Below are 4,146 nucleotides of genomic sequence, written 5' to 3' on the forward strand. Positions count from 1 at the left end.
GCCGTGAGCCTCGCGGCCTGACACCACAACTGTCACCTGATCATGCGGCAGTCCCTGACGGCTGCCGGCGCGGGTGACCGCTGGGCGTGCTCTCAACGACCGTTTATGGTGCAGTCTCTCGTGGCGTTGGATCGGCCCGTCCGCATGGGTCAGCGCAACAAGCCAGCGAGCAGGGGCCTAGCTCCCTCCCCTATGGGCATACTTGCGGGATGAGCAGAGATGACGTGTGGACAGTAGCGGCGGCGTTCGCTGACATCTTCGGAACGGAGTCGCCGCCGACTCATGCCGACATGGATGTGGCCTTCCGGCGCGCCCAAGTCTCGTCCCCGCAGTCTCCGCCGGGGACAGGGATCAACTCAATCTCGAAAGCGCGACGGATCAACAACGCTTTTGATGCAGCCGAGGATGGCCAGATAAACGGGCTGATCCGCGCCCTAACAATGTCGCTCATGACGAAGGGGGTTTTCTCAAGAGCCCCGCACTCCCCCGACTTGCAGCAGATGGTGGCGGAGCTGCGCAGGAGCCTGACGCACGTCGGGTGGGAACTGAGCGAAACGGGCACCCTTGCTCCACTCGGGATCATCGACGTGCAGGCAGGAGGTCGAGAGGCGCTAGAGCTGCAACTGAAGCGGTTACGGAACTCCGGTGATGACATCTCGCTCATGGTCGGTGCTGCGAAAGACTCATTGGAGGCGGCAGCTAAGTTCGTGCTGGAGGAACGGCAGCAGAGCTACCAGCCCGATGAGTCACTGGAAGCTCTCGTCAATAGGGCGATGAAGCTGGCAGGGATCAGCACGCGCCCTGCCGACGCAACCAGCGAAGCCTCCAAAGCGCTGGCCACACTGAACCAGAGCGTCCCTAAGATCGCGGAGGCCGTGCGGAAGGTCCGCAACGATCAGGGATCGGGGCACGGTCGAACAGTATTGACAACGATGAGTAAGCCCGAGGCGACTTTTATTCGCGACTTGACCCTCAGTGTCGTTAACTTTCTGCTCGCAGAGCACAGCTCGCGCCCTTAATGGGGGGGGCGGCCGCTTTGGGCCGTTTGTGACGCATCGCGCCTTGCGCCCTCAAGGCCTGTCGCCTGAGGTCTTCTCCACTCGCCAAGTGCGACTGTCTCGGTTAGCGAAAAAGAAAAACAGAAGTCCACTGAAGAGCAAAATCGCAGGAGCCGCCCAGAAGTGCATCGGCAACTCCCTAGAAACCGACCAAGCGAAAATAAAGGAGCCGCCAGGAGACGCAGCAACTCCTAACGTCGCAGCTGCAAGAACGGGCATTGCCGGGCCAACCTCGCCCACAAGGGTAACGCCGATAAGCCCAATCCCCAAGTATGCACAGTAAGACCTGGTTGCTATTAAGGCCATCTCTTCGTCGCCAGTCACTCCTAGTGCAGTCATGGCGATCAGAAAAAAAATACTAACGCCGACCATTAGGGCGACGATATAGCCAACTACTGGGCGCGCCGAAAGGCGTTCCAAATCAGTCAACGGTGTTGCCGCTAACGTCGTGACGCAGGCGGCCGACAGGCTGGGCACGAAAAGAGTAACCAGCGGTGCAGATCCACTCAAATTCGGAAGAGGCACTGTCATTGCTGGGAGAAGTGCAATAACTCCGATCGTTGCCGCCCAGGCGACCGACAGCGCGACACTCAGTCGACTTCGTACCAATAAGTACACTTCAGAGGACCGCCCTGTCGACCGAGCAACTAGTGACTAACTCCTGAGCTTCTCGGAGCCGACCTGCCCCGCCGTCAGTGTCACCGCTAATGCCGTCCACAATGTCAGGAACGTCTGGTGAAATAATATCCGATGGAAGCGGGTTTCCCACTGCTTCGCCAAGCCATACGGCGAGAACTTCACTGCCCGCCACATAGGTTAAGGAGCTTTCCCCCATGCCAGACGAAGCCATCTTCTCTTGGCATTCAACAGAAGGGATGGGCATCATTGCCCATGCTACTTTTCGTTGCACCTCGACGGGGGAATCATTCTCTCGGATAAGGAGCGGAGCGGCAGGCCATTGAGCCTTATCCTCAGGTAGCTCGACTAGCCGGTCCGGGACTAGTAATCCGTTCGTCCGGGCCACCTCGATGACTGCACGAATCTCAGGCTCAGAAGACTCTACTTCAAAAGCGTGCTCGGGCCAGTAGCAGACCTCGACCCCAAAATCCTTGCACGACAGCAAATTGCCATCCCTGGGGCTGGTCGCCTGGTACCCAAGCGGCATAGCCACTATCGCACTAAATCCCGCCATTAATGCCGGAATGATAATGCCTGTAATGGCAATTGCGGCTATCGAACGAGTTAGTCGCCTTGTGATCGCAACCCACATGGCAAGAGAGGCGCCACCAGCAAGCAGAAATGCTGCCAAGAGAGGCCTCCAGCTGGGGACCTCGCTCACACCGCAGCACAAAGTGCTCATTCCTATGGTGTGCTGCATCCAGGCTGGATCCATCGCTGGGGGAAAGCCTACGATGGCATATGGGACCAAGACGCTGAGCGGGGCGGCAAACTTAAGTGGCAATTTGGCGCCAACCAGCCACCCGAAGAGGGTTGATGCTCCCGCCCAGAGCACGGGAGTCAACAGCAGGATAAAGCTCACGCTGACATCGCTAGCATTGCGGAGAGAAAATGCCTGGGCGGCAACTGCCATTACCGCAGATGGTACGAATATCCCAAGCAGTGGCATGCCCAACGTGAGCAGGGGAGGGCGGGCTAGCGGACGATCAAGGAAACCGGAACGGTCAAGCTTGTTCGCGGCAATCGCGGCCGCGAGCGCCACTAAGGGGATGCAGAGAATGAAAGACTCGGACCCGAGTGCTTGCTCTGCTGGCGAATAACCCTCCTCGACAGAGAAGGTCCCAGATCGATAAACCGCGATGGCGACTACTTGTAGCGGGATAAGCCACGCAAGTCCAAGCACCCGGACTGCGGAGAGTGCGCGGTTCACGAATGGTTCTCCCGGGATAGTGCGGACCGGTATCGATCTAACCACTCACTTGTGCTGTTCGTTGCAGGAAACGAGTCAGTAATCTTGCCACCGACAAGGATCGCAATATCGGTACTAACATCCATGAGGGCTTCCGCTTCGTGTGTGGCTGTGATGATGTTCTCTGCGCCCATCCTGTTGCCGATTATTTCGGCGAGATTTATCCGCTCTACGGGGTCCAGTCCAGTTGTCGGCTCATCGAGTAGAAGGACGTCTGGAGAATGCACTATAGCGCAAGCGAGATTCAAGCGCCTAGCCTCGCCGCCCGACAGAGATGTTGTTGGTGTGCGCAGCTTATCGAGCAAATGGACTCTATCGATCGCCTCAATAGACGTCTTCGAAAGGTTTAAGTTGAGTCCTGCTAGCCAGGCTGAATACTCTACCTGTTGCTGGACGCTAAGCCCGCGAACGCGAGGGCTCTCCTGCGGGAGGTAGCCGATCTGCCGTGCTGGCAGTTTCGTCATCTGGGCATTCGTGTCACTAGAGTATGCAACCCGCCCACTGCTCGGCTTTAGTAGACCAGCTATGACCCTCAGTAGCGTGCTCTTCCCAGAGCCATTTGGTCCTAATAGCAGAGTGCGACCCGCCGGGAAAGTCCACGAGAAGTCCCGGAGGGTCGCACTTGCGCGCTTATAGCGAAAGGTCACCAAATCGACATGAAGTGCGGGGTGTAGAGTCAATCTGGTCACCAGTTCCTTGTGTCCTCAGTAGCTTACCTTGAAGGTGCTCGCGCTGTAGTACCTTGTCGGGCCGTCAACCACGCCGGCAAAATTGATATGGTAATAGGAGCGGTCCTGCGCTCCGTACCGCGTGGTGACGTTCGATGAGCTGCACGACATCGTATTGGTGGCGATTGCCTTCCCGGGCAGTGCAGTTCGGTGCTTGATCAACTTAAACTGCATCCTCCCGGGTGACGCGCCGTTTGTCGTCCGACATCCGCCCATGGTGATATTGGTAGAGGCAGAGTCATGATCGTTGTCGAACCAGGTGCGGGTGTCTTTCCCTACCATCCAACTAGAAAGACTGCTCGTGAAGCTTCCTTCGGCTAGTGCGGGCGCCGCGAGAAGTGAGGTGGCCGCCAGGGCGGCTGCGGCGGAGGTTGCTAGCCTCGATCTTTCATGGGGTCGGTAGGTCCGCTCGGTCGGCGTCGTTGCCGATCTT

4 protein-coding genes are annotated in these 4,146 nt (G+C 58.0%); 1 reads left to right on the top strand and 3 read right to left on the bottom strand.

All coding sequences use genetic code 11. The features are described 5' to 3' along the window. The first annotated feature begins 209 nt into the window (after window positions 1-209). Window positions 210-1,019 carry an abortive infection family protein gene (locus tag INT49_RS20545; RefSeq protein WP_193119591.1) on the top strand — a complete coding sequence of 270 codons (810 nt, stop codon included), beginning with the start codon at window positions 210-212 and terminating at the stop codon, window positions 1,017-1,019. A gap of 658 nt (window positions 1,020-1,677) precedes the next feature. Here INT49_RS20545 and INT49_RS20550 read toward each other — a convergent pair. The 3 genes from INT49_RS20550 to INT49_RS21345 all read right to left on the bottom strand — a co-directional run. Next, entirely contained in the window at window positions 1,678-2,946 is a 1,269-nt protein-coding gene (locus tag INT49_RS20550; RefSeq protein ID WP_193119592.1) for a hypothetical protein, read from the bottom strand. Further along, window positions 2,943-3,674: an ABC transporter ATP-binding protein gene (locus INT49_RS20555; RefSeq protein WP_193119593.1), complete on the bottom strand. Its 732-nt coding sequence runs from the start codon at window positions 3,672-3,674 to the stop codon at window positions 2,943-2,945. The genes INT49_RS20550 and INT49_RS20555 overlap by 4 nt, the downstream gene beginning before the upstream one ends. Window positions 3,675-3,689: 15 nt before the next feature. After that, the coding region (locus INT49_RS21345; RefSeq protein ID WP_226851118.1) for a hypothetical protein at window positions 3,690-4,146 on the bottom strand (457 nt) is incomplete at its 5' end.

It is taken from the genome of Brachybacterium tyrofermentans (assembly GCF_014897585.1).
GTDB classification, from domain to species: Bacteria; Actinomycetota; Actinomycetes; order Actinomycetales; family Dermabacteraceae; genus Brachybacterium; species Brachybacterium tyrofermentans.